At 61.1% G+C, this 3,888-nt stretch carries 3 protein-coding genes; 2 read left to right on the top strand and 1 reads right to left on the bottom strand.

Features of this window, described 5'->3' with window-relative positions; genetic code table 11:
• Window positions 1-424 precede the first annotated feature (424 nt).
• Window positions 425-1,417 (top strand): inositol 2-dehydrogenase, encoded by a 993-nt coding sequence (gene iolG / locus FY112_RS01650; RefSeq protein WP_151517490.1) that lies wholly within the window; start codon window positions 425-427, stop codon window positions 1,415-1,417.
• A 311-nt stretch (window positions 1,418-1,728) separates the two neighbouring features.
• Here iolG and FY112_RS01645 read toward each other — a convergent pair whose 3' ends face one another.
• A complete protein-coding gene (locus tag FY112_RS01645; protein ID WP_151517489.1) occupies window positions 1,729-2,952 on the bottom strand; it encodes an ROK family transcriptional regulator in 1,224 nt (407 codons plus the stop codon).
• A gap of 228 nt (window positions 2,953-3,180) precedes the next feature.
• Here FY112_RS01645 and FY112_RS01640 point away from each other — a divergent pair.
• On the top strand, window positions 3,181-3,888 hold a 708-nt coding region (locus FY112_RS01640; protein WP_151517488.1), incomplete at its 3' end, for a substrate-binding domain-containing protein.

Raw genomic sequence — 3,888 nt, 5'->3', positions numbered from 1 at the left:
GCGCCCGCCCCGCCCGCGAGCACGCCCCAGAACGGATCGCCGGTGACGAACTCGACCACGGCCCAGCCGAAGCAGACGGCAACGATGGCAACTCGCACCCAGAGGCGCCGGTATGCCGGATGGTTCGGATCGATCAGCTGCATCTTTACCCCGCGGTCGGATATGTCGCACTGCCCTCGGCCTGTGCCGCGCTTGTCTCTAAAGCCTTTCCTGGCCAGATTAAAGTATTCTGTTGGCTCAAACGGTATCGAATGTTCGACAAGCCGGCTCCAGTAGAACGCTTCAATCCGAGGCGGAAATGCTCTGGTTCGAATCTTGCAAATGTGAAAGATCCGAGGCCTTGACGCGACGCAGAGAAGGTGGAATGAAAATTCCAGAAATTTGACAATTCGGTTTATTTGTTCCGAATTCAAGGGAGGTTGGAATGACAGTGAGATTTGGTCTTCTTGGCGCCGGCCGCATCGGTAAGGTTCATGCGAAGGCTGTCAGCGGCGACGCCAATGCAAAGCTCGTCGCGGTCGCCGACGCCTTTCCGCAGGCAGCCGAAGCCATCGCCTCCGCCTATGGCTGCGAGGTCCGCACCATCGAGGCGATCGAGGCAGCCAAGGACATCGACGCCGTCGTCATCTGCACGCCGACGGATACCCATGCCGATCTGATCGAGCGCTTCGCCCGCGCCGACAAGGCGATCTTCTGTGAAAAGCCGATCGATCTCGACGTCGCCCGTGTCAAGGCCTGCATCAAGGTGGTGGAAGAGACCGGCGCCAAGCTGATGGTCGGCTTCAACCGTCGCTTCGATCCGCATTTCGTGGCTGTCCGCAAGGTCATCGACGAAGGCAAGATCGGCGATGTCGAGATGGTGACGATCACCTCGCGCGATCCCGGCGCCCCGCCGGTGGACTACATCAAGCGCTCGGGCGGTATCTTCCGCGACATGACGATCCACGATTTCGACATGGCTCGCTTCCTGCTCGGCGAAGAACCGGTGTCGGTTTTCGCGACCGCTGCTGTTCTCGTCGACAAGGCGATCGGCGAAGCCGGCGACTATGACAGCGCCTCGGTGATCCTGCAGACGAAATCCGGCAAGCAGGCCGTCATCTCCAACTCCCGCCGCGCCACCTATGGCTATGACCAGCGCATCGAGGTGCATGGTTCCAAGGGCCTCGTCTCGGCCGAGAACCAACGTCCCGTTTCGATCGAGGTGGCAAACGGCGATGGCTATACCCGCCCGCCGCTGCACGATTTCTTCATGACCCGTTACACCGAAGCCTATGCGAACGAGATTGCCGGCTTCATCGCCGCGATCGAGAAGGGCACCAAGATCTCACCATCAGGCGCCGATGGTCTCGCAGCGCTGGCACTCGCCGATGCCGCGGTCCTGTCCGTCAAGGAAGGCAAGCTCATCAGGATCGGCTGACGGCCCTCTCCCGACCGGAAGCCATGCATGAGATGGCCGGGCACTCGCCCGGCCATTTCGCGTTTAATGAAGCGCGCGGGCGGACCTCAAAAAGACCCCTCCCAACCCCTCCCCACAGGTGGGAGGGGCTAACCTGCTGCACCTGCGCCGCCCATCCCGAAACGCCGAAGATTTGGAAAGCGGGTGCGGCAGTTTAAGTCCCTCCCCCTTGTGGGGAGGGGTTTTCTTTGGGGTACAGACCGGGCTGATGAATGAAACTGATAGCTTTGAACTGAGCCGAAGCCCAATCATTCGCCCTTAGCGATGCATCCTCAATCCGCTCCCTGAACGCCCGAGACAACGATATCCTCGTCGATGACGGATAGCGCCCGGTTCAGATGTCCTTCGAAGACGAGGATCTGCTCGTCGGCCACTACCCTGATCTCGGGCATGCCTTCCATGCGCACGATATGCGACTGCCCGAGCCCCTCTTCGATCCCTTGCCGAAGAAGGTCGTAATAACGCGTGCCCGGCCCGGTGATGGCGATCGGCATGCGCTCCGTCAGGCTCAGCATGCGCGACAGCCCGTTGCCGAGCGCCAGTCCCGCCTGGCGGAAGGCGAAGGCGGGGACCCGCTGGCCCTGGCGCGCCTTTGCGGCAATCTTGTCCAGTTCCGCCACCGGCACGAACTTTGCCGGGATCGTATCGAGCGGCACCTCGAAGGCGCTGCGCAGGATCGCGTAGAAACCGGCATAGGCCTCGATGCAGCCGCGGGTGCCGCAGCGGCAGAGCCCGCCATTGGCCATGTGCAGCATGTGCCCGAAATTCGGCGCCGATATCTCCTGGCCTGTCTGGTTCCCCCGCCTGACGATGCCGAGCCCGACGCTATGGCCGAGCGAAAGGGCGGCGAGCGAGCGGAAATCGGCGCCCTTCACCATCTCCTCGCGCGCGCCGAGTGCCGCCGCGACCAGCAGCGTCTCGTTGTCGAGGATCACCTTGGCCTGCCATTCCGGCCGGAGTGCTGATTCGAAATCGATCTGATCGCTGCCGAAGATCGGCGACCAGACGAGAACCGGCTCGGTGGAATTGACCAGCCCCTTGCTGCTGATCGAGATCAGCAGCACCTTTTCTTGGCTGATCTTCGAACGATCGAGAATCCGCAAAAGCCCGGCCCGCACGGCCGCGACAAAACGGAGGGCGCCTGCCGGATCATGTGAACGTTCCTCGCTGAAGCGGTCGATCAGTTTGCCGGCATAATCGACCAGCGAATATTGCACCGCATCCGAGGAGATGATGACGACGATGAGATAACCGCAATCGCGCCGCTGGCGCAGCAGCACGCGCGGCCGGCCGCGACCGCTTGCCGGCTGCTGTTCCGATTTTTCGATGATCTGGGCTTTTTCCAGCTCAGTGGTGATCGCCGAAATGGTGGCCGACGAAAGCCTGGTGAAATCGGATATTTCAGTATGCGCGAGCGCACCGTGGCGACGCAGCACGGACAGCACGAGCACGCTGTTTCTCTGCCGGACCAGCTCCGTGCTCGACTTGGTCAGCATGAATGCCGCCCTCTCCTCCTGCTTGCTCTTCCCGTGGTTTCCACTGCATCTCCAGCCGGTGTTTCGCAAGGAAATTAAGCTGGCAGTGCAGTGTTGACAGTTGAAAAAATCTCTGACACTAAATTTCTCGACTGTCGAGAAAAAAATCCGAACCTTTCTGGACAGGCTTATCGCGGTGGCCGGAGGAAGCATGGGCTGGGCCGGTCGCAACTCACTCGGGAGGACATTATGAAGTCTATTTTGAAACTGATGGCGGGTGCCGCCATTCTCGTTTCCGTGCATACTGCGGCCATGGCCGCCGATCTCGTCGTCGGCGTTTCCTGGTCGAATTTCCAGGAAGAACGCTGGAAGACCGACGAGGCCGCCATCAAGAAGGCTCTCGAAGCCAAGGGCGCCAAGTATATTTCCGCTGACGCGCAGTCTTCTGCCGCCAAGCAGCTGACCGACGTCGAATCGCTGATTTCGCAGGGCGCCAATGCGCTGATCATTCTCGCACAGGATTCCGACGCCATCGCCCCGGCGATCGAAAAGGCCGCCGCCGAAGGCATCCCTGTCGTCGGCTACGACCGCCTGATCGAAAACCCGGCCGCTTTCTACATCACCTTCGACAACAAGGAAGTCGGCCGCCTGCAGGCTGAAGGCGTCTTCAAGGCCAAGCCGGAAGGCAACTACGTCTTCATCAAGGGCTCGTCTTCCGATCCGAACGCCGACTTCCTGTTCTCGGGCCAGCAGGAAGTGCTGAAGGCCGCGATCGACGCCGGCAAGATCAAGAATGTCGGCGAAGCCTATACCGACGGCTGGCTGCCGGAGAACGCTCAGCGTAACATGGAGCAGTTCCTGACCGCCAACAACAACAAGGTTGACGCCGTCGTCGCCTCAAACGACGGCACTGCCGGCGGCGCGATCGCAGCGCTCGACGCCCAGGGCCTCGCCGGC

The sequence above is a fragment of the Rhizobium sp. PEPV16 genome, from assembly GCF_008919455.1.
GTDB lineage: Bacteria > Pseudomonadota > Alphaproteobacteria > Rhizobiales > Rhizobiaceae > Rhizobium > Rhizobium leguminosarum_Q.
Note: the sequence above shows the minus strand (reverse complement) of the source record. Positions and strands in the feature narration are given on the sequence as shown.

What these genes read in the sequence shown, in the direction of transcription:
- iolG (WP_151517490.1), top strand. Translation starts at nt 425, where the DNA reads ATGACAGTGAGATTTGGTCTTCTTGGCGCCGGCCGCATCGGTAAGGTT.
- FY112_RS01645 (WP_151517489.1), bottom strand. Translation starts at nt 2,952, where the DNA reads ATGCTGACCAAGTCGAGCACGGAGCTGGTCCGGCAGAGAAACAGCGTG.